The 20,733-nt window shown below is 41.2% G+C and carries 19 protein-coding genes; 6 read left to right on the forward strand and 13 right to left on the reverse strand.

Annotation, left to right across the window (positions count from 1 at the left end):
- Positions 1-124: 124 nt before the first annotated feature.
- The 3 genes from tuf to ftsW form a co-directional block, all read right to left on the reverse strand.
- The gene (gene tuf, locus HMPREF9186_RS03180; protein WP_009731382.1) at positions 125-1,321 is read right to left on the reverse strand and encodes an elongation factor Tu; all 1,197 of its coding nucleotides are present in this window, start codon (positions 1,319-1,321) and stop codon (positions 125-127) included.
- Between the two features lie 254 nt (positions 1,322-1,575).
- Entirely contained in the window at positions 1,576-4,401 is a 2,826-nt protein-coding gene (gene ppc, locus HMPREF9186_RS03185) for a phosphoenolpyruvate carboxylase (RefSeq protein WP_009731383.1), read from the reverse strand.
- A gap of 45 nt (positions 4,402-4,446) precedes the next feature.
- Positions 4,447-5,688, reverse strand: a complete 1,242-nt coding sequence (ftsW, locus tag HMPREF9186_RS03190; protein ID WP_009731384.1) for a cell division peptidoglycan polymerase FtsW — start codon at positions 5,686-5,688, stop codon at positions 4,447-4,449.
- 247 nt (positions 5,689-5,935) lie between these two features.
- Between ftsW and HMPREF9186_RS03195 the strand changes: the two genes are divergently transcribed.
- From HMPREF9186_RS03195 to HMPREF9186_RS03205, 3 genes are all read left to right on the forward strand, one after another.
- Positions 5,936-6,811: a GH25 family lysozyme gene (locus HMPREF9186_RS03195; RefSeq protein WP_009731385.1), complete on the forward strand. Its 876-nt coding sequence runs from the start codon at positions 5,936-5,938 to the stop codon at positions 6,809-6,811.
- Positions 6,812-6,953: 142 nt separating this feature from the next.
- Positions 6,954-7,427 (forward strand): aminoacyl-tRNA deacylase, encoded by a 474-nt coding sequence (locus HMPREF9186_RS03200; protein WP_009731386.1) that lies wholly within the window; start codon positions 6,954-6,956, stop codon positions 7,425-7,427.
- A 14-nt stretch (positions 7,428-7,441) separates the two neighbouring features.
- Positions 7,442-8,065, forward strand: a complete 624-nt coding sequence (locus HMPREF9186_RS03205; protein ID WP_009731387.1) for a histidine phosphatase family protein — start codon at positions 7,442-7,444, stop codon at positions 8,063-8,065.
- A gap of 131 nt (positions 8,066-8,196) precedes the next feature.
- On the opposite strand, the gene lysS is transcribed toward HMPREF9186_RS03205, so the two are convergent.
- The 4 genes from lysS to HMPREF9186_RS03225 form a co-directional block, all read right to left on the reverse strand.
- Positions 8,197-9,687, reverse strand: coding sequence for a lysine--tRNA ligase (lysS, locus tag HMPREF9186_RS03210; RefSeq protein ID WP_009731388.1), 1,491 nt, complete (start codon positions 9,685-9,687; stop codon positions 8,197-8,199).
- 273 nt (positions 9,688-9,960) lie between these two features.
- Positions 9,961-11,298 carry an ABC transporter permease gene (locus tag HMPREF9186_RS03215; protein ID WP_009731389.1) on the reverse strand — a complete coding sequence of 446 codons (1,338 nt, stop codon included), beginning with the start codon at positions 11,296-11,298 and terminating at the stop codon, positions 9,961-9,963.
- On the reverse strand, positions 11,298-11,993 hold the full coding sequence (locus tag HMPREF9186_RS03220) for an ABC transporter ATP-binding protein (RefSeq protein ID WP_009731390.1): 696 nt from the start codon (positions 11,991-11,993) through the stop codon (positions 11,298-11,300). Before HMPREF9186_RS03220 ends, HMPREF9186_RS03215 begins: the two co-directional genes overlap by 1 nt.
- On the reverse strand, positions 11,977-13,134 hold the full coding sequence (locus HMPREF9186_RS03225; RefSeq protein WP_009731391.1) for an efflux RND transporter periplasmic adaptor subunit: 1,158 nt from the start codon (positions 13,132-13,134) through the stop codon (positions 11,977-11,979). Before HMPREF9186_RS03225 ends, HMPREF9186_RS03220 begins: the two co-directional genes overlap by 17 nt.
- Before the next feature lie 179 nt (positions 13,135-13,313).
- Here HMPREF9186_RS03225 and gor point away from each other — a divergent pair, with 179 nt between their 5' ends.
- The gene (gor, locus tag HMPREF9186_RS03230) at positions 13,314-14,663 is read left to right on the forward strand and encodes a glutathione-disulfide reductase (protein ID WP_009731392.1); all 1,350 of its coding nucleotides are present in this window, start codon (positions 13,314-13,316) and stop codon (positions 14,661-14,663) included.
- A gap of 43 nt (positions 14,664-14,706) precedes the next feature.
- On the opposite strand, the gene HMPREF9186_RS03235 is transcribed toward gor, so the two are convergent.
- The 3 genes from HMPREF9186_RS03235 to HMPREF9186_RS03245 form a co-directional block, all read right to left on the reverse strand.
- Positions 14,707-15,438: a cyclase family protein gene (locus HMPREF9186_RS03235; protein ID WP_009731393.1), complete on the reverse strand. Its 732-nt coding sequence runs from the start codon at positions 15,436-15,438 to the stop codon at positions 14,707-14,709.
- A gap of 12 nt (positions 15,439-15,450) precedes the next feature.
- Positions 15,451-16,593 (reverse strand): 5-methyltetrahydropteroyltriglutamate--homocysteine S-methyltransferase, encoded by a 1,143-nt coding sequence (locus HMPREF9186_RS03240; RefSeq protein WP_009731394.1) that lies wholly within the window; start codon positions 16,591-16,593, stop codon positions 15,451-15,453.
- A 159-nt stretch (positions 16,594-16,752) separates the two neighbouring features.
- Complete coding sequence (locus tag HMPREF9186_RS03245; protein ID WP_009731395.1) at positions 16,753-16,965, reverse strand: YdbC family protein; 213 nt, start codon at positions 16,963-16,965, stop codon at positions 16,753-16,755.
- Positions 16,966-17,055: 90 nt separating this feature from the next.
- Here HMPREF9186_RS03245 and HMPREF9186_RS03250 point away from each other — a divergent pair, with 90 nt between their 5' ends.
- Positions 17,056-17,388, forward strand: coding sequence for a hypothetical protein (locus HMPREF9186_RS03250; RefSeq protein ID WP_037613912.1), 333 nt, complete (start codon positions 17,056-17,058; stop codon positions 17,386-17,388).
- 14 nt (positions 17,389-17,402) lie between these two features.
- On the opposite strand, the gene HMPREF9186_RS03255 is transcribed toward HMPREF9186_RS03250, so the two are convergent.
- Positions 17,403-18,689: a peptidase U32 family protein gene (locus tag HMPREF9186_RS03255; RefSeq protein ID WP_009731397.1), complete on the reverse strand. Its 1,287-nt coding sequence runs from the start codon at positions 18,687-18,689 to the stop codon at positions 17,403-17,405.
- 96 nt (positions 18,690-18,785) lie between these two features.
- A complete protein-coding gene (locus HMPREF9186_RS03260) occupies positions 18,786-19,715 on the reverse strand; it encodes a peptidase U32 family protein (RefSeq protein ID WP_009731398.1) in 930 nt (309 codons plus the stop codon).
- A 129-nt stretch (positions 19,716-19,844) separates the two neighbouring features.
- On the opposite strand from HMPREF9186_RS03260, the gene HMPREF9186_RS03265 reads away from it, so the two are divergent.
- Positions 19,845-20,138 carry a DUF3270 family protein gene (locus HMPREF9186_RS03265; RefSeq protein WP_009731399.1) on the forward strand — a complete coding sequence of 98 codons (294 nt, stop codon included), beginning with the start codon at positions 19,845-19,847 and terminating at the stop codon, positions 20,136-20,138.
- A gap of 134 nt (positions 20,139-20,272) precedes the next feature.
- Here the strand turns inward: HMPREF9186_RS03265 and HMPREF9186_RS03270 are convergent, their stop codons facing one another.
- Positions 20,273-20,725 (reverse strand): YtxH domain-containing protein, encoded by a 453-nt coding sequence (locus HMPREF9186_RS03270; protein ID WP_009731400.1) that lies wholly within the window; start codon positions 20,723-20,725, stop codon positions 20,273-20,275.
- Positions 20,726-20,733: the final 8 nt, after the last annotated feature.

Raw genomic sequence — 20,733 nt, forward strand, 5'->3', positions numbered from 1 at the left:
ACCATAATTTTCGTCATAATGAAAGGTTGCACAAGCTCATTTTACTTTTTACCAAAATAAAAACCCCGTCTTCACGGGGTTTTCTGTCTGTCTATATAATTGTTAATCTGGGAACTAGATCGAATTAAGCTTCGATTTCAGTAACCATACCTGAACCAACAGTACGTCCACCTTCACGGATTGAGAATGTAGTACCTTGTTCAACGGCGATTGGGTGGATCAACTCAACGTCGATAGTCACGTTATCACCAGGCATTACCATTTCAGTTCCTGCTGGAAGTTCGATAGATCCAGTTACGTCAGTTGTACGGAAGTAGAACTGTGGACGGTAGTTGTTGAAGAATGGAGTATGACGTCCACCTTCTTCTTTAGTAAGGATGTAAACTTCACCTTTAAATTTAGTGTGTGGGTTGATTGAACCTGGTTTAGCGATAACTTGTCCACGTTCGATTTCATCACGTTGGATACCACGAAGAAGCACACCAACGTTGTCCCCTGCAAGACCTTCGTCAAGTTGTTTACGGAACATTTCAACACCAGTAACAACCGCTTTTTGGATTTCTTCTTTAATACCAACGATTTCGATTTCGTCGTTGACTTTAACGATACCACGGTCGATACGTCCTGATGCTACAGTACCACGTCCAGTGATTGAGAATACGTCTTCGACTGGAAGAAGCAATGGTTTGTCAGTATCGCGTTCTGGTTCTGGGATATACTCATCAACAGTGTTCATCAAGTCCATGATGATGTCTTCGTATTTAGAATCACCTTCAAGAGCTTTAAGAGCTGAACCTTGGATAACTGGAAGGTCATCACCTGGGAAATCGTATTCTGAAAGAAGGTCACGGATTTCCATTTCAACCAACTCAAGCAATTCTTCATCGTCAACCAAGTCAACTTTATTCATGAAGACGATCAAGTGTTTAACACCAACCTGACGTGAAAGAAGGATGTGCTCACGAGTTTGTGGCATTGGTCCGTCAGTAGAAGCTACTACAAGGATAGCTCCGTCCATTTGAGCGGCACCAGTGATCATGTTTTTAACGTAGTCCGCGTGTCCTGGAGCGTCAATGTGAGCGTAGTGACGTTTTTCAGTTTCGTACTCAACGTGCGCAGTGTTGATAGTGATACCGCGTTCGCGTTCTTCTGGAGCAGCATCGATAGACGCATAGTCTTTAGGTTGGTTAACTGCTGAAGGCAAGCGACGTGCCAAAACAGTTGTGATAGCTGCAGTTAGGGTAGTTTTACCGTGGTCAACGTGTCCGATAGTACCAATGTTAACGTGTGGTTTACTACGATCGTATTTTTCTTTTGCCATTTGAGTAAAAGCCTCCAATAAAATATATTTTATAGATAGACAGTAGGCAATACAGTCTAACTTTCCTTACTATTCTATCTAATTTTAGATGAAATTGCAAGCCTTTTACCTATATTTTCTTAATTATTCCTATTCTTATCTTTTATTTTTCCATCTGGCAGAAAGATCTTGATCCAGCTTTGAAAAATCTCCCGTTAAATCCCCTATTTCTTCTGATTCTGAATAAAAAAATCGGAACAAGGGTTCCGATTTTTTTAACCTGAATTTCGTAGTCCTGTAGCCACCCCATTGATGGTAATATGGATTAGCTTGTCCTGATCAGCCGGTAATTGACCAGTTCGTTGACGGCGAATCAATTCTAACTGGATATAGTTCAAGACGTTAAAGTACGGCATCCGATAGTCCAAACTTTCTTTCAGATAGGTATTTTCCGCAAGCAACTCTTCTTGTTCCTCAATCATTAGGATGATATCCTTGGTCAATTGCCACTCATGCAAAATAATTTGATAGATATTACGGACTTCTTCTTCCTCACATAATTGAGCGTATTCAAAGGCGATATCCATATTCGCTTTTGACAAGACCATGTCTACATTGGACAAAAGGGACTGGAAGAATGGCCAGTTTTTATACATGTAGCGAAGGGTTTCGATGTTTTCAGGATCCTCATCAATGAATTCTTTAAAGCTAGACCCCACTCCGTACCAACCTGGGAACATCACCCGACTTTGTGACCAAGAGAAGACCCAAGGAATCGCACGCAAGCCACCAATTTCTGTAATGGTCTTACGAGCAGCTGGACGGGAACCAATATTAAAGCTAGAGATGGCTTTAATCGGACTGGATTCAAAGAAGTAATCATAGAAATGCTCGTTCCCGAAGACCAAATCACGGTAGATATCGTAACTGCGATCGACCACTTTATCCATGACTTCCCCGAAGCGATCAAACATGGAGAGAGGGCTCTTTTGTTCTGAAATCATGCGGTTAATAGTTGCAGAAACAAGCATCTCAAGGTTGTAGTAGGCTGCATCCTTATTTCCGTATTTATTACCAATCACTTCCCCTTGCTCAGTTAGACGGATACGGTCATTAATCGATTTCAATGGTTGAGAAGTGATGGCTTCATAAGTAGGGCCACCACCACGACCAACCGTTCCTCCACGGCCATGGAAGAAGGTGATCTTCACGCCAAACTCATCCCCGATAGCGGTCAATTGTTGTTGCGCTTTAAAGAGGGTCCAACAAGAAGACAAGTATCCACCATCTTTGTTGGAATCCGAGTAGCCTAACATAATTTCTTGGTAATTATGTTTTGAAGCAATCCAACGTTTAGCAATAGGAAGAGACAAGTAACTTCTCATGGTTTCTTCCGAATGATCTAAGTCTTCAATCGTTTCAAACAAAGGGACAATTTGTACACGTGCTTTTTCAGTATCGATTAAGCCCACTTCTTTTAACATCACGGCCAATTCCAACATGTCTGATACACTTGTTGCATGGGAAATGATATTTTGACGGATGACTTCTTCTCCCAAACGGTCTTTCAATTCACGCGCCGTTTGGAAAATCGCCAATTCCTTTTCAAGTAAGTCAGACTTTTCGACATGGGTAGCTGATAAAATCCGTGGATCTTCCAAGAGTTCCTTCAAGAGAACCTGACACTTCTCATCTTCAGACAAATCTGAATAATGGTCATTGATCCCAGCAGATTTCAATAATTCAGCCACACAGGCTTCATGGACACTGGAATCTTGACGCATATCAATGGATGCAAGATAGAAACCAAAGACATCAATCGCCTCTAGAAGTTCTGCAAATTCACCAGAAATTAAATACTCTGATTTATTTTCCAATAAGGAGTTTTTGATCTTTTCAAGATCTTCTTTAAATTCTTGAGCAGATGCATATGCAGGAGACTCTTTTGCAGAAATTTCCTTTAAAGCTCCAGAGATACGATTACCGATATAATCGGACACTGGCCCTTGTTGATGAGCGCTTGCTCCCAATAGTCTCTCTACCGCATAACGATCTTCTCTTGTTTCTCCAATCATGGTCCACTCTTTTAAGTTGACCAAAGTTTGGATCAATTTTGATTGGATATAGTGGAAGGCACGACGGTAGGGTTCTTTTTCACGAAAAACGGATGTATCACTTGATAGGGCAGCCATTTCAGCCACTGCTTCACTTGTTTTCGAAAGACTAGTTGAAAGTGAGAAGTGACGGTATAATTTAGAAATCTTTTCAATGTAATAGTTCAAAATGACTTCACTTTGAATAGTGGCTGACCGTTTCAAAGTATCAGCCGTTACAAAAGGATTTCCATCCCGGTCTCCTCCAATCCACATGCCCATTGTAATTGGACGTGGTTGTTGGAGTTCAACACCATGTTCTTTTGCTAGGCGTTTGTACTCCAACATCAGATTTGGAACAGCTTGTAAGAAAGAACTATTGTAATACTCCATGACATTGGTGATCTCATTGGTCACCTTCAATTTTTTATCACGGATCATATCCGTTTGCATCATGATCTCAATATTACAGCGAAGGTTGCTATACCATTTATCCTCATTAATCAATCCTGCTTTAACATCCCGATGCTGGCGAAGCAGGGCGTGGATATGATTAGTTAGATCCAACATGGTTTTTCTTTGTACTTGAGTTGGGTGAGCTGTTAAAACAGGCACAATATTAAGATTTTCAAGAATTTCTTGTGCATCTTCTTGTTTCGCAACCTCTTGAATAGTTGAAGATAGCTTCCCTAGATACTCGCCATTGACATTATTGAGATGATTGATTTCATAAGCTAAATCGACATCTTCAGAAATATTGATCAAGAGTGGCAAAATCGCAAAATAACGCGAAATTACTGTCATTTCCTCATTGGTCAGTTGTTCCACTAATTGGTTTAACTCTTGATAATTCTTTGTTTTGGATAGATCCTTCAATTGTGAAATTTTTTCAAAAGTTTCCGGACGAACCAAATTCTTGGTAATATCATCTAATAAGTCGGTTAAAATTTCGGCTTCTTCTTTGACAATATCTTTATTTCTATAGTTCTCTAATTTTTGTAAGACCATTTTTTCTCCTTTTTGAATCCTCATTAAACAATTGTCTCTTAGCTTTTAGTAATACGGTTTGATTTTACCTTTTTCTTCAAAAACCATACCATCCTGTTCCATCTTCGCTCGTTTTTCACTGGCATCAATATTTAAGACAAAAGCAATCGCAACTGATAGGACCCATAAACTGTTTCCCCCTTGGGATAAGAAGGGGAAGGTTACTCCAGTAGATGGAATCAAACCAGAAATACCTCCAATATTAATGAAGGTTTGCACCAGAATCATGCCTCCGATACCAATGGCCATCATAGAATTGAATGGATTCTTTGCTCGAATACCGACTAAAATGATGCGAAGAATTAAAAAGAATAAGAGAGCGAGAATCAAGCTAGCTCCAACAAAACCTAATTCTTCAATCACAATCGCAAATACAAAATCCGTATGAGCTTCTGGTAAATAACCTTGTTTCTCAATAGAATTACCAAGCCCCAATCCAAACCAACCACCATTACTCATCGCATAATAGGAATTAGCCAATTGGTGGCCCGCACCTGACAAATCATTAAAGGGGTTAAAGAAGGCACTAAAGCGTTTTGCCACATAACCAAAGACAGGGATTTTAGCGACACGGTCTACACCAATTATCCAAATAGATCCAAGGACCAAGGTAGCTGCTCCAATGACTATACCAAGTAAGGAGGTGAACCAACGATAGCCCACTCCACTAACAGTAACCATGACTAAGACGGTCAAGGCCAAGATCGTCGCATTTCCCAAATCCGGCATGATCACAACGATTCCAATAAGGATCATGGTCAACCAACGCCAATCGTTTAAATTCCTTGGAATCCATTCATTGTGGGTCAAGGCCTGGTAATCATAATCACGGATCTCATCTTGTCGTTTAGAAAATATCAAGGCCAAATACCAGACTAAAATAACCTTGAGGTATTCGGCTGGCTGGATGCTGAAGCCCCCAGGGATCGTTAACCAACCATGTGCCCCATTGACCGTATCCGTAATAAATCTGGACAGAATTAATAAAATCACTTCAATGAAGATGACAAAAGCCAATACTTTTTTATTTCGCAAGAAGTTTAAGCTAAACTTATAAATTAATGCGATGGTCAAGAGGCTAAGGATAAAAAAGAGGCCCTGGGTCCGCACCATCCGAATAGAACTCACTCCATTTTGAATCGCCAAGGCACTGGTTGTAGAATAGACCACAATCAAACCAATAATGGATAAAATCAAATAAGGAATGAGAATGGAATAATTTAATAGATGTCTTTTTTCAATTTTCATAGTTCACCATATTGCTGATATTCAACCTTCATTATATCATTTTTAAGGTCCAAAACCAAGGAAAGGCCGGAAAAGATTCGGCTTCTTCACTTTTTTTACTAGATATTCGAATGATTCTTCTTATTTTCATATATTTTTATCCTTTTTGGAGGAAAAGATTCCTATTTTTTGAAAATAATAGCTTAAATCAGCATCTTTAAGCATTAAGTTTTGCCTTTTCGTTTTTTTTACGGTAAAATGATTCTGTATGAGAAAAAGGATAAAACCCGTTGTTCTCTTGGCCTTTTTTATCGGTATCATTTCTTTCCTCGTTCTTTCAAGAACGATTGCCGATCTTCAAGCTAGAGAACGACAAGAAACAACCAAAACTATTCCGAACTCCAATACATCTAAAAAGACAACCACTGCAAGTTCTTCTTCTAAAAAAGAAGAAGACATTAATCCAGAATTGGTTGGCCGCCCAATCATTGATATCTCGGGTTGGCAATTGCCAAGCGAAATCGATTACGATATCCTCTCTCAAAATGTGGGAGGTGTAATCATTCGTGTCCATAGTGGGGCCCAAGCCAAAAAAGAAAATGCGGCAACCTACCTCAATGGTCTGGATAAATCATATAAAACTCATATCCAAGAATTCCAAAAACGAAATATCCCTGTCGCTGTCTATGCTTATGTAGCAGCCAAGGATAAAAAAGAAATGGAGAAGGAAGCAGAGGAATTTTATAAAGCTGCTTCTCCTTACAAACCTACCTACTATTGGTTAGACGTTGAGGAAAAAACCATGAAGGATATGAATGCAGGAGTTGAAGCTTTCCGAGCGAAATTAGAAGCCCTCGGAGCTAAAAATATTGGAATTTATATCGGAACCTACTTCATGGAAGAACATAGTATCTCCACTGATAAATTTTCTGCTCTTTGGATTCCAACCTACGGATTTGATGATGGCTACTATAATGCCGCACCAGATACCAATACGGAATACGACTTGCATCAATATACTTCTCAAGGGCAATTAAATGGATTTTCACACTACTTGGATCTCAACCAAATTGCTCCAACGCAAGATCAAGAAGCGATTTATCGGAAACTATTCAAGGTACAAAAAGATAGCTCTTCCTCATAGCCTCAAAACAGCAGATTATGTGCTCTAAGCCTTCTCTGCTGTTTTCTATTTTTGAGGAGGAAAACAAGATCAGTTCTATTATATGATATAATGGTTTAGGTGAAATCTGATTTTGCAAAGACAAATAGAAAGGGAGAAAGTAATGGCAAAAAAACAAAAAGTGAAAAAAACATTGGTTGAACAAATACTGCAAAAAGCAAAAATCAACCATACAGGATTGCAAATCAACGCCCTTGAGGGAATCATTCCAGATGGGATTACGACCGATCAAATCTATAAGACACTAGCCCTAACAGGCGATAAAACTGGTCCTGTCATCGGGATTGTTCCCATCTCTGCCCACTTATCAGAAAAAAAATTAGCCAAACTCTCTGGCAATAAAAAAGTTAGTATGATTCCGCAAAAAGACTTAGAAAAGACGACGGGCTATGTTCACGGAGCCAATAATCCTGTTGGCATTCGACAAAAACACAACTACCCTATTTTTATTGACCAGTCAGCCCTTGATCTAGATCAGATAATTGTCTCTGCAGGTGAAGTTGGTCACAGTATTCAAATCAAGGCGCAAGATTTAGCTGATTTTGTCAAGGCTAGCTTCGAGGACTTAGTTGAGTAAAGGATAAAACCAATATGAAATTATATTTTGTCCGTCACGGACGTACTGAGTGGAATGAAGAGGGACGTATTCAAGGGGCAAATGGCGACTCCCCGCTGTTAGAATCTTCCATCCAGCAGTTGGAAGCCTTGGGCCAGCATCTATCTCAAACATACTTTGACGCAGCTTATTCAAGCGACTTGCCAAGAGCCGTCCATACTGCTCAAATCATTCTCGAGCAAAATCAACATCCTATCTCCCTCCAAGAGACTCCTGCTCTACGGGAATGGCGGCTTGGTAGCCTAGAAGGTAGAAAAATTATGGAGTTGAAGGCTCTCTATCCGGAGGAAATGAAGGCCTTTCGTCATAATTTAGCTGAGTTTCACCACGATATTTTCAGAGCAGAATCCGTTGAAGAAACCACCCAGCGGACCGGAAATTTTATCAAAAGTTTAAAAGACAAGTCTGGCGAGGCCATTCTAATCGTTGGCCATGGAGCCAATTTAACCGCTTCTATTCGGACCCTACTTGGTTATAAACCAGAGGAACTCCGTAAAAACGGTGGCCTCGACAATGCCAGTGTGACCATTTTGACAACAGATGATTTTGAGCACTTTTACTTAGAGACTTGGAATGATACCTCTTATTTGGAAGACTAAAAAACACTGTTTGCAAGATAATTGTTTTAGAATAAAAGTTATTTTTTGAAAATCATCTAGTTGTCTTATGTAAAACAATAGTCTGTATACATTCAAAAACACTGATCATCAGATCAGTGTTTTCTTTTAGCTTATTTCATAGTTGGGAAGAGCAATACGTCACGGATAGTAGTCGTATCAGTAAGGAGCATGCAGAGACGGTCGATACCGATTCCCAATCCTCCTGTTGGTGGCATACCATATTCAAGAGCTTCTACATAATCGTAGTCAATTCCAGTTGCTTCGTCGTCTCCCAATTCTTTGGCGCGTGCCTGCGCTTCGAAACGTTCCAATTGGTCGATTGGATCGTTCAATTCTGTAAAGGCATTAGCATATTCCTTGGTCATGATGAAGAGCTCGAAACGATCCGTGAAACGAGGATCCTCGTCATTCTTCTTAGCCAATGGTGATACAGCTACAGGGTGGCCATAGACAAAGGTTGGTTGTGTCAAGGTTTCTTCCACATATTCTTCGAAGAAGGCATTGATGATATGACCCACTTCAGTGTAGTGTTTTTCAACTGGCACATGTTTTTCTTTGGCAAGGGCTGCTGCTTCTTCAAAGCTCATTTCCTGCCAGAAGTCAACACCAGCAATTTCCTTGATCGCATCCACCATATGAACACGCTTGAATGGTTCATTGATCTTGATTTCAGTTCCTTGGTAGTTAACAGGACCATCCCCATGAATAGCTTTCGCAGCGTGTTGGATAATCCCTTCCGTCAAGTCCATAATGTCTTGGTAGTCAGCATAGGCTTGGTAGACTTCGATGGAAGTAAATTCTGGATTGTGGGTAGCATCCATTCCTTCGTTACGGAAGATACGGCCAATCTCATAAACGCGTTCCATCCCACCAACAATCAGGCGTTTCAAGTGAAGTTCGGTCGCAATACGAAGGACCATGTCAATGTTTTGGGCATTGTGGTGAGTGATAAACGGACGCGCAGATGCTCCACCAGCTTCATTGTGAAGGACAGGAGTTTCTACTTCAAGGAAGCCTTGACCATCCAAGTAACGACGGATTTCTGAGATGATTTTTGAACGAGTGACAAAGCGCTCGAAACTTTCACGGTTAGAAATCAAATCCAAGTAACGTTTGCGGTAGATGGTTTCTACATCTGAAAGTCCGTGGAATTTTTCAGGCAAGGGACGAAGAGCTTTAGACAAGTGTGTGATGTGAGTAGCTTTGATGGAAAGCTCACCCATGTCTGTCCGCATCACTTCTCCTTCTACCCCGAGGAAATCTCCAAGGTCAGCCTTTTTGAAAATTTCATAATTTTCTTCACCAACCGCATCTTTCCGGACGTAAATTTGGATTTGACCTTCACGGTCTTGAAGGTGGGCAAAACCAACCTTTCCTTTTCCACGTTTGGTCACAAGACGACCCGCAATAATGGCTGTTTCGTTCAAGTCATGAAGTTGTTCTTTATCTAATTCTGAATATTTTTCTTTCAATTGACCAGAATCTGCAGTACGTTCGAATCGCTTTCCAAATGGGTCGATTCCTTGTTCACGAAGGGCCGCCATCTTTTCACGACGGACAATCTGCTGGTCATTTAATTCTTCCATATGTTCAGTAGTCATTTGGAACCTCCTAAGTTATTCTTCCCTATTTTATCATATTTAGAGCAGAAATTCACTAATAATTACCAATTAAACAAAAATAAGGCTGAGCAATGACTGTCCCTCCTTCAACCCTACTCAAAAGCTATTCTGCTAGACTGATGGATGGCCCATACCGTTTTAGCTGTCTAAAGATAATGAATTAAAAAGAGCTAAAGCTTTCTATTACGTGAACATAGAAAAAGGAGCAAGGTAGATGTTGACGAATCATTCATCCTGTCTCCCTCCTATTTTTTATTCATAACGCAGTGCTTCGATTGGGTTTAATTTAGAAGCTTTGTTGGCTGGTAAAATCCCAAAGAGAATGCCTACAAAGGCAGAGAAAATAATACTACCAATCGCAACATTTAAAGAAATAATTGGTGGCCCTTCCAGGGTTGCTGCAGCGACTGAGGCAATCAAGCTATTCACACCATAAGCCAGACCGAGACCAATGAGCCCACCAATGATGGTCAAGACCATCGACTCAATCAAAAATTGGACCAAAATCTTACTTCTTGTTGCTCCCAATGCTTTTCGAAGACCAATTTCTCTCGTCCGCTCAGTGACAGAAACCAACATGATATTCATAACTCCAATACCACCAACTAAGAGAGAAATCCCAGCAATAGCACCGATGACTGTCGTCATAATTCCTACAACTTTATTGGTTTCCTCTAGGATACTATCCAAATTAAAGATTTGGAATTCCCCTTGGCGAACACCTGAAAGTTCTGTTAACTTTTGAGCAGCTTCGATCCCAACGGTCTTGATTTGCTTCACATCTGGAACGTGGACGACAATATTTTGAATTTCTTCTGTTCCAAATTCAGAGGCAAGCTGGGTATTGGCCATGAGTGCACTACCACCTGAGGATGCTCCATATAGGGCTGTTCCAGCATTTGGATCCTTGAAAATGCCAACGACTCGATAGTTGTTATCTCCAACAGAGACTACCTGATTGAGAGGATTCTCAGTTCCAAATAATTGTTGAGCCAAGCCTTCATCAAGGAGCACAACCCGTGAAAAATTACTGTAATCTGAAGGAGTTAATTTCCGTCCAGATAATAGTTCAACTTTTTTAACTGAAAAATAGGTTTCATTAACTCCTTGGATGTTCACCCCGTCTGCCTTTTTCTTTTGAAAAGCAATCGTTGCATTAGAAGTATTGCCAACATAGTAGCCATCAATTCCTTCAATCTTGGTTAATTCCTTGACCCAAGATTCTTGCACAACTGGCGGTGTTTCTTGGACTTGACCGTCAATATCTTCTGCATTTTCCCCATCGATATCTGATGGAGCAGCCATCCCTCGGTCTTCAGCCGCAGGACCACCTTCTCCACCGCCCTCCCCCATATCGTCAGAAGGACCAATATTGATGCCTGTCACATAACCACTCTTATTTGGAGAATAGGAGATTTGTACATACTCTTGATCTTTGGTGAAGGTCTTGGTGACACCAGCCTTCATGCCATCTCCCAGTGCCATGATCACCACCACAGAAGCGACCCCAATAATGATCCCCACCATGGTCAAGAAAGACCGTAATTTATGGCTCATAATCGAGCTCATCGCAAATTTCCAATTTTGCATTAGGGCCTCCTTTCCAGCTTGCTATCTGAGGAGATTTCCCCATCACGAATAACGATGCGACGCTTGGCAAAGGCTGCAATTTCTGGTTCGTGGGTTACCATAATAATGGTTTTTCCTTCTTGGTTCAATGTGGTTAACAAATCCATAATTTGTTCCCCCGTCTTGGTATCCAAGGCACCAGTCGGTTCATCTGCCAAGACAATGGCCGGTTGATTGACGAGAGCTCGAGCTATCGCAACCCGCTGCTTTTGCCCACCCGAAAGTTCCGAAGGCAAATGGTGCATACGCGAATGGAGCTCCACCTTTTCAAGGTACTGCTCAGCTAATTCCTTCCGTTTAGCAGGATGGACACCTGCATAAATGAGAGGGAGTTCGACATTTTGAAAGGCATTGAGCTTGGATAGGAGAAAGAACTGTTGAAAGACAAAACCAATCTGTTCATTTCGAACACGCGCCAATTTTTTCTCACTGAGGTTTCCAACTTCTTGACCTTCAAGGAAATAGTCCCCACTGGTTGGACGGTCCAACAAACCGATGACGTTCATCAAGGTCGATTTCCCGGAACCCGATGGACCCATAATGGCAACAAATTCACCCTCTTCGACTTCCAGGTCGATATCTTTTAAAACACGAAGCTCTTGATCCCCATTTTTATAGGTTTTATTGATTCCTTTTAGTTCAATCAATTTTGTCATATTTACCGATCTCTTTTCCATCTTCCAGTTTCTCACTAGGATTTACGATGACTTGGGCGTCTTTCTTGAGGCCTGACAAGATTTCTTGGTTTTCAGCATCGGCATTTCCAAGAGTCACTGTTACTTTCTTAGCCTTGCCATTTTCAACTGTCCATACGTAGCTTGTCTCTCCATCAGCCATAACACTTGTTACTGGAACAAGTGGATGTTGAGTGGAACTTTTGACCTCAATATTAACAGAAAAACCTTGTTTGAGTTCTCCAATGTCACTAGTAATATCTACTGTGAATGGGTACTTGGCTCCCCCACTTCCTTGTGTTCCACCTGCTGCATTGGCACCTGCTTGAGCCGCGTCAGTCGGATAGTTGGCTACATACGAAATCTTTCCTGTCCAAGTTTTATCAGGATAAACTTTGGAAGTGAGGACTACTTCCTGACCTTCAGAAATATTGGCCAAATTGTATTCGGACAATTCCCCTTTTACTTGTAAATTCCCATTGCTCACAATATGAACCAGAGTTTGATTGGTCCCTGTAGTTGATTTTGAAACATCTTTATTGACTTCAACGACAGTGCCATCTGTGTTACTCTTGACGGTTGTTGCATCCAGAAGAGCCTTGGCCTTGTTCATATTATCAACCGCATCAGACTTGGCATCACGTAGATCGCTAGCTTGCGAATCCACGGTTCGTTGCGTTTGGGAAGCCGACTTAGCGTCTGCCTCCTCATCTCCTGTCGTATCAATAGTCACACCATTTGTTAGCAAATCATTTAACTGACGATCGGCCTTATTGACGGCTCGAACGGCAGCATCGTAAGCTGTCTGGGCCTCTGTACTGCTGTACTGGACGATCGGCTGACCGGCCGTCACTTGATCTCCCACATTGACCAGAATCGATTGCAAGTCTCCTTTTGTTCCATCAAAATAGACATACTGTTCTTGGTTAGCGGTAACCTTTCCTGTTAACAAGACTGAAGAGGCGATCGATCCATCCTTGACCGTTTGGACCATTGGAGTTTCATTCGTCACTGCTTGATCAGGAGAGCTCGGACGTGAAAACATCATCACACTTCCTGTTCCGATCACCGCAATTGCTGCTCCAGCAGCTGTAAATAGTTGCCATTTTTTTAATTTCTTCATCGTTTTTCTCCATCAACGAAAGCGTTTTATTCTATACCATAGTATACCATACTTCCTTTCTTTTCTATCTAAAATTGACACAGCAAAATGAAATTTAAATGCTTGGGAACATGCTAAACCCTTGACTTTTGTAACAATTGATATTACAATCAAACTGAAATCCCATTTAGGAGGAAAACATGAAAGAATTTGATATTATTTCAATCGGTGCAGGTAGTGGAGGAATCGCTACGATGAACCGGGCTGGGGAGCACGGAGCACGCGCTGCTGTCATCGAAGAAAAACAATTGGGGGGCACCTGTGTCAACAGAGGATGTGTACCTAAAAAGATTATGTGGTATGGTGCACAAATTGCAGAAGCCATTCGTGATTACGGGCCAGATTATGGATTTACTTCTGAACAGACCGAATTTGATTTTGCAACCTTAAGAAAGAATCGCGAAGCCTATATAGATCGTACTCGGAATTCTTATGATGGTAGTTTTAAACGCAATGGAGTCGAATTGATTCAAGGTCGTGCTCGTTTTGTGGATGCTCATACGATCGAGGTAAATGGAGAAACGATCCAGGCCAAGCATATCGTGATTGCGACTGGAGCCCATCCTCATATTCCTTCTGTTCCTGGAGCAGAATTCGGCGAAACTTCTGATGATGTCTTTGCTTGGGAAGAACTCCCTACATCTGTTGCCATTATTGGGGCAGGCTACATCGCGGTGGAACTAGCCGGTGTGCTCCACCATTTAGGCGTTCAAACAGACCTCTTCATCCGAAAAGATCGGGTTTTACGTAGTTTTGATTCCTATATTACCGATGGTTTAATGGAAGAAATGGAAAAACAAAACCTTCCACTTCACAAACATAAGGTTCCCATGAAGCTTGAAAAATTAATAGACGGACGTGTCAAGGTATACTTTGAAGATATGACCAGCCATGTAGCTGAACATGTCATCTGGGCAACCGGACGCAAACCAAACGTCAAGGATCTGAATTTAGAAGCAGCAGGTGTTACTTTAAATGAAAAGGGATTTATCGCAGTAGATGATTACCAAAACACCGTTGTTCCGGGCATCTATGCTCTTGGTGATGTCACTGGTGAAAAAGAGTTGACTCCAGTGGCCATTAAGGCTGGGCGAACCCTTTCTGAAAGACTATTTAATGGAAAAGTCGATGCTAAAATGGATTATACTAGCATCCCTACCGTTGTCTTTTCTCACCCTGCTATCGGAACGGTTGGCTTAACTGAAGAGGAAGCCCTACAAACTTATGGAAAAGAGAATATTAAAGTCTATACTTCTCAATTTGCTTCCATGTATACCGCCGTTACCCAACACCGCCAGCAGGCAAAATTTAAACTCATCACTGCGGGGCCAGAAGAAAAAGTCGTTGGTCTCCATGGACTTGGATATGGAGTGGACGAAATGATCCAAGGATTTGCCGTTGCTATCAAGATGGGAGCGACGAAAGCCGATTTCGACGCAACCGTCGCCATTCACCCAACTGGATCAGAAGAATTCGTAACCATGAGATAAAAAATAAGCTTGAAGTCGTTACACTTCAAGCTTATTTCTTCTCTTATGGTAAGATGGCAATGGCACGAACAGGTGAACCAGTTGCCTTGTCCCAATGAGGGAAGGCAATTGAAATCAAGGCACCTACAGCTGGTACTTGATCCAAGTGGTTCAAGACTTCAACTTGGTAGATATTTTGTTCCAAAAGGTAGTATTCATTGACCAAGCCATGCTCTGCTGCTGGAATACCTGCATCGGTATCGAAGGTTTCATGACCCACTGCTTTGACATGGCGTTCATGAATCAAGAATTCCAAGGCTTCACGGCTCCATCCTGGACTTTGTTGAACCCCATTTTCATCAAGATTGCGCATAGCATCTTGATCAGGCCAACGTTTTGACCAATCACTACGGAAGGCCACAAAGGCCCCTTCTGCAATTTGTCCATGCTCTGCTTCGAAATCTAAAATATCTTGTTTGCTCAAGATAAAGTTTGGATTGGCTGCAACTTCTTTAGACTTGTCGATAACATAGAGTGGCAAGAGGAGATCTTTAAGGGCAATCTCATCCAACCAACGACCACCTTCTACAAAGTGAATTGGTGCATCGATATGCGTACCGTATTGACCAACCACTGTAAATTTTTGAACATGGAAGCCATCTTTTAATGTGAAAAGATCTTCTTGTTGCAAAGCAGGAAGGGCTGGGAAGTGTGGACTTTCCGCATTGATCTGGTGACTCAAGTCCACCCATTTTTTAGCTTGCAATTCTTTATAAATACTTAGTAAATCTGACATGTTTCTTCCTCCTTATTCGCCCCAAACATCAGCGACAATTTCTTTAATCAAGCCGATTTTTTTCCATTGGTCCTCTTCTGTCAAAATGTTTCCTTCTTCTGTAGAAGCAAAGCCACACTGGGTAGACAGATAAAGATTTTCCAACGGTACATACTGACTCGCTTCTTTAATACGAGCAATGACCTCATCCTTGTTCTCCAATTGACCACTCTTAGATGTCAAGAGGCCTAAGACGACTCCTTTTCCAGGGGTTACTTCAGCAAGTGGTTCAAAACCGCCGGCACGATCGGTGTCAAACTCAAGGAAGTATGCATTGACCGCTTCTTCTCCCAGGAGTTCTTTGGCAATCGGTGCATAGCCACCTGATGAAGCCCAGGTGGAATGGAAATTCCCACGACAAACGTGTGTATTGACGGTCAAACCAGCTGGAACATGTTGGTAGACATCGTTGTTAAAGGTCAAGAAGAGATCAGCCAGTTCCCGGCGAACCTCATCTTTTGACTTGCCTTGAGCTGCTCCCCAAGCCGTCAAGAAATTATCGTCTACCAAGACACCCCACGTACAATCATCTACCTGAAGTGTCCGAAGTCCTGCATCATACAAATCTTGAATCACTTGAAGATAGGCTTGCTTGATGTCTTCACGAACAGCCGCAAAATCAGGATAGATGGTATTCAATTGCTCCACATGTTCGGCATCACGAATCAGTTCAAAATAAAATTGCGCTGGCGCTGGAATAGTATATTTAGCCTCTACACCATCTACATCTGCCACAAGATCCCGCAAGAACTTATAATGCTCTACAAATGGATGATTGGCTCCCGTGATCTTTCCAATGACAAGAGCTGAGTCCGCCTTGGTCGTTTCATCATGGAAATGATATCCCTCTGCCGCCTGGACATGATCAATTCCTCCAAAGCCCCAGAAGAAATCCAAATGCCAATAAGCACGGCGGAATTCTCCATCTGTTACTGACTTTAGACCAGCAGCAATTTCTTTTTCAACGAGGTCACGAATCGCCTGATCCTCTACTTTTGTTAAGTCAGCCTGACTGATTTTTCCAGCTGCGAAATCTTCACGAGCCTGAACCAAAGTAGCTGGACGAAGAAATGAACCAACATGGTCTACGCGATAAGGTGCATGTGTATGTGTCAATATTAGTTCCTCTTTCCTATAAGTTTTACATTAATTCATCAATGCAACCATTATAGCAGTCTAACACTTGATAAACAAGGGTTTAAGATAATCTAATATCTTTGATATCTATATAGTTTTAGACTATAATAAAAAGAAGTCCTTGAAAGACCCCTTTTCTTAATTTTTAAATGCATCGAGCATGACTTGGAACTCTTCGTTCGTGAGTGTAATCCCTTTGCCCATCTTTGTATGGTCTGGACTCCAGGTGCGAAGATCATACTTAGCAGGAGCACCGTTAAAACTTACACGGTTCAGTTCTTTGGTCCACCCTTTGTCATTTTCAGACAAAATCAATAAATGCTCCTCAATTTCAAATGAAAATTCTGCCATTTTACGACTCCTTTCTTGCTTTCTCATCTCTATTATTCGTAAATCATTTACAAAATCGTGGAAATTATCTATAATATATTGTATCAAGTTATGGAGAATTTAGCTATGAAAAAATTTCTCGAGATCGTTAAAGACCGAGCGAATGAGTTTTTCAATGGAAAAGTCAGCACCCCTGCCCCAATAGAAGATGAAAGAATTACTGAAATCATTCAACAAGCATTGCGAAAAAAGCAAGGAGTTCATGTTATTTTTTCAAATAAAAGTTTTACGGGTGACATTGTCAAGTTTGACCAAGAGCGCCGACAACTGATCGTCAAAAATTTCAAGAAAAGTATGTCAACCATTATCCGAATTTCTGAGATCCAGAAAATCAGTTTGGTTCCCAATAATATTCGCATCGCCCAACAAAAAGGAGAGGTTTAACCCTCTCTTTTTTCTTATGCTCGAACAGTTTTACTTGCCCCATCTTTGGAGTAGAGATTGATCAAGCCTTCTTGGCACGAACGAATCATATCTCCTGGTTTTACTTCCTGTGGGACGGTGATGGTTAAGAGTTCCATCGGATTTGGTGCACGATCAATCTTCACTCCGTCCTTGTCATGCAAGTCTTGGATCTGGCATTCAAAATGACGGAAACCTGGTCCATAGAATTCCACCTGGTCGCCTTCATTGATGACATTCCGCTGTCGAATAGTCGCAGTCATGGTAGATGGATCAAAATCAACCACTTCTCCTACAAATTTATATTGAGGAATCTTTCGACGAGCGCCAAACAATTGCTCATTTTCTGTAGGAGTTTGGTAGTAGAAACCAGTCGCCAATTCACGTTGGGCAACCTTCCACAATTCATTAATCAAATCTTCCTTGATCGCATAAAAGGCCTCTGGACTTTCCATATAAGCATCACAGGCAGCCTTGTAACAGTTGGCAACCGTTGACACATAATGGACAGATTTCATCCGACCTTCAATCTTTAAGCTATCAACCCCATTGTCAATCATGTCCGGGATATTTTCAATCATGCACATATCCACAGCTGACATTGAGTATTCTTCTGGTACTTGGCCTTTAACACTTTTTCGCTCTTGACCAAATGGCATATCATAGAGATCGTATTTCCACCGACAAGATTGGGAACAACCACCACGGTTGGCATCACGATCTGACATGTGGTTTGAAAGGGTACAACGTCCGGAATAGGAAATACACATGGCTCCATGAACAAAGGCTTCGATCTCCAGATCGGTACGCTTACGGATCTCAGCCAACTCTTCCATGGACACCTCACGAGCCAATACGACACGGGTCAAGCCATATTCTTTCCAGAAATGGAAGGTCTCCACATTAGTCGCAGAAGCTTGCGTAGACAAGTGGATATTGAGACCAGGTGCATTCGTTGCACAGATTTCAATCAAGGCCGGGTCTGATACGATCACGGCATCGAGCCCCATATCCCGCAATTCACGAAACCACTCACCAGCTCCTTGTTCATTTCCTTCGTGAGTTACCATGTTCGAAGCTACGTGTACATCGACCCCACGTGCATGAGCGTATTCAATTCCCTCGCGCAGTTCATCCATAGTAAAGTTTCCGGCACGGCTCCGCAACCCATAGGCTTGTCCACCAACGAACACAGCGTCTGCTCCGTAATTAACGGCGACTTTTAATTTTTCTAAGGTTCCAGCAGGTACCAAGACCTCTGGACGTTTTTTTGTATTTGTCATTTTTTCTCCAATTTACAAGATTGTCGATATGATGAATTGCTCCTTCGTTCCCTGAAAAAGGAAAAATCACAAACGAAGAAGCTACTACTTTATTTATTATTTTACACGATCTGGTTCATAATCATAGAAACCAGTATCCAAGCCACGATTAGCTGGATGCAATTTGCGAATCTCTTCATCAAACAGATAAGCTTGATCTTGCGTGAAGGTTCCATTTTGAATCAAATCACGCGCCTTGATAAAGTACTCTGTAATCTTAACAAAGTTCTCACCCGGACAGTAGACCCCATCAAGTTTCCAATGATCATATCCATGATCCACCAACTCTGACAATTTGGTCATCATGTTCAAATCATTATTTGAAAAAATATGGGTTCCATGTTTGTCTTCGTAGACCGAATAGTGAGAATCTGGATCTCCCGGTTCTGCTAGGAACAAATCACGATCTTTGGTCACAGACTCCTCTGTCTTGATGAAGTTGTAATAGTTCTGAAGAAGAGGACGCTTGGAATGGTGAATAATGCTAGCACCGTAGACCAATACTTCTGCTGGGATTTGAAGATTCTCAGCCATCACAAATAATTCAGCAGACGGAATTTCACGGGCCAAAACAGCCTCAGAAGCTCCTGCTTGTTTCCCCCAGAAATTGATCTGGCGACTAGAGGTTACCATAGTAGAAGCATCGTAGATGGTTTTGAAGGGATAGCCATCTCGTTTCAAAACATAAAAAACGCCCGCATCTCCGACAGTAACATAATCAGCCTGAATTTCCTTTAGAAAATCAAGGAATGGCTTGATTGAATCCATCATCGATTGGTGCATCAGTGCATTTACAGCTACTGTCAATTCTTTGCCAGCAGCATGGACCAGTTGTGAAATTCGATTTATTTCGTCATAGCTTAAAGTTTGAGGCAATCGTAATCCATAGTCTTTTTCGCCGACATAGATCCGGTCAACCCCCGCATCAATCAAGGCTTGCGCTTGCTCAACGCTCTCTGCTGTTGCTGTTATAATAATATTTTTCATAGATCCATTATAACAAAAAATCCGATATTCTAGAAAAATTTATTCATTTTGTAAAATTTGTAACATTTTTGTAACATTTATAAAGCTGAATTCATGATAGAATAATAGAGTACTGTTAGGAGAGAGAAAATGCCCGTAAGAAATTTAAGACACTATGACGAAGAATTCGACTATATCGAATTAACCAAACAAACCCAAGAATCCCCTATTCAGGACTACGCTCCTGAAGCTGAACCCGCCCCTCAATTAAGTGAATTGCTGTATTTTTTAAATATCGCTGTTTTCTGTGTGCTGACGGTTGTGTTTAGCTTTATTTTCTTGGCAACCAAGATGAACACCTTATTTGCTTTTACCTTAGCTATTGCTACTAGTTTCGCGAGTATCCAAGGATTTAGAATTTACTACCATAAAAAGAAAAAATAAAAATCAGGTTAGCCTGATTTTTTGTTATACTCAAAATGTAATAAATGGAAATAAAAGTTCAAGCAGTCTATGTCATCGATTGCCATCTACTCTTTACTAAATCTGAAAAGAGGCTCATTGAGCCTCTTTTTTTATTATTCGTTTCCTTCTTCTACTGCTTCTTCAGCATGATTTTCATCTAACTCTAGAACGATCTCCTCTGATTCTGTTTGCTTACGAATAGATTGAACCAACTCATTGCCACTAAGATTTTCTTTTTGAATCTTGTCTTTAAATGAATGATAAACTTCTTGTGACTTTTCAACCACATCTTGTGTCTTTTCTTTAACAGATTCTATAACAGTTCCTGTTGTAATTTCTCCTGAACCAACTTTTTCCTTGGTTTGCTGAATCACTTCAACTGCTTGTTTTGAAACATCTTTAGCAGTTTGTTTAACCGATTCATGCACTTCTTGAGGATCTTCTTGATAATCTTTTACAAAGCGCGCAACTTTTTTAGTAACTTTCTTACCTTGCTCTGTTGACAAATAGTAGGCTGCTGAAGCACCTGAAATCACACCAATTAATAAACTAGATAAACGTCCCATCTTTTTCC

Source organism: Streptococcus sp. F0442, assembly GCF_000314795.2.
In the GTDB taxonomy this organism is placed as follows: domain Bacteria; phylum Bacillota; class Bacilli; order Lactobacillales; family Streptococcaceae; genus Streptococcus.